The organism is Streptomyces sp. NPDC001027, from assembly GCF_040299045.1.
Taxonomy (GTDB): Bacteria; Actinomycetota; Actinomycetes; order Streptomycetales; family Streptomycetaceae; genus Streptomyces.
The window spans coordinates 1-1,416 of the sequence record NZ_JBEPBI010000577.1 but is presented as its reverse complement, the minus strand read 5'-3'; the positions used below and the strand labels follow the sequence as shown (position 1 = coordinate 1,416).

The window sequence follows — 1,416 nt, the reverse complement described above, 5'->3', positions numbered from 1 at the left end:
CGGGCGCGCCCCGGCCCGCGCACCGGCCGCTTCCGTGGCCGGCCATCCGTCACCTATCTAGGAGGCATCGCGACACCGTGATCGTCCGTTCGTTCAAGGACATCGAGGGCACCGACCGGCATGTGCGGGCGGCGTCCGGCACCTGGGAGAGCAAGCGCATCGTCCTGGCCCGGGAACGGGTCGGATTCTCGCTGCACGAAACGATTCTGTACGCGGGCACCGAGACGTCGATGCACTACGCGAACCACGTCGAGGCCGTCGTCTGCGTCGAGGGCGAGGCCGAGCTGACCGACCACGAGAGCGGGCTGACGCACACCGTCACGCCCGGGACCATGTACCTCCTCGACGGGCACGAGCGGCACACGCTGCGCGTCAAGGAGGACTTCCGCTGCCTCTGCGTGTTCAACCCGCCGGTGACCGGACGGGAGGACCACGACGAGAACGGCGTCTACCCCCTGCTGACCGAACCCGAGGAGGCGCAGGCATCGTGACCACGCTCACCGATCTCTACCCCACCCGTGGCGCCGCCGAGGTGTCCGTCCCCCGCCGCGACCCCGTCGTCTGGGGCTCCCCCGACGCCCCAGGACCGATCCCGCCCGCCGACCTGCACGCCTACGAGCGCGACGGCTTCCTCACCGTCGACCGGCTGATCGGCGACGACGAGGTCGCCGTGTACCGGCGCGAGCTCGAGCGACTCGTCGCCGACCCGGAGGTCCGGGCGGACGAGCGGTCGATCGTCGAGCCGCGCTCGCAGGAGATCCGGTCCGTCTTCGAGGTGCACAGGATCAGCCAGGTGTTCGCCGCGCTGGTCCGTGACGAGCGGGTCGTCGGGCGGGCCCGGCAGATCCTGGGGTCGGACGTGTACGTCCACCAGTCGCGGATCAACGTCAAGCCGGGCTTCGGGGCCGGGGGCTTCTACTGGCACTCCGACTTCGAGACCTGGCACGCCGAGGACGGCCTGCCGAACATGCGGACGGTGTCCGTGTCGATCGCGCTGACCGAGAACCTCGACACCAACGGCGGGCTCATGATCATGCCGGGCTCGCACCGGACGTTCCTCGGCTGCGCCGGGGCCACGCCGAAGGACAACTACAAGCAGTCGCTGCAGATGCAGGACGCGGGCACGCCGTCCGACGAGGCGCTGACCTCGATGGCCGACGACCACGGCATCAGGCTGTTCACCGGCAGGGCCGGCTCGGCGACCTGGTTCGACTGCAACTGCATGCACGGGTCGGGCGACAACATCACGCCGTACCCGCGCAGCAACGTCTTCATCGTGTTCAACAGCGTGGAGAACACGGCGGTGGAGCCGTTCGCGGCGCCGATCCGCCGACCGGAGTTCATCGGGGCCCGGGACTTCACCGCGGTGCGATGAGCCGCCGCCGACGAGCTGCCGCCCGGCCCCCTGACGCCGGG

Annotated in this window: 2 protein-coding genes; both read left to right on the top strand. The window is 70.3% G+C overall.

Going from position 1 to position 1,416, the window contains the following annotated elements; all coding sequences use genetic code 11:
• Positions 1 to 77: 77 nt before the first annotated feature.
• Positions 78 to 491 carry an ectoine synthase gene (locus tag ABT300_RS44030; RefSeq protein ID WP_351688798.1) on the top strand — a complete coding sequence of 138 codons (414 nt, stop codon included), beginning with the start codon at positions 78 to 80 and terminating at the stop codon, positions 489 to 491.
• On the top strand, positions 488 to 1,375 hold the full coding sequence (thpD, locus tag ABT300_RS44025; protein ID WP_351688795.1) for an ectoine hydroxylase: 888 nt from the start codon (positions 488 to 490) through the stop codon (positions 1,373 to 1,375). The genes ABT300_RS44030 and thpD overlap by 4 nt, the downstream gene beginning before the upstream one ends.
• Positions 1,376 to 1,416: the final 41 nt, after the last annotated feature.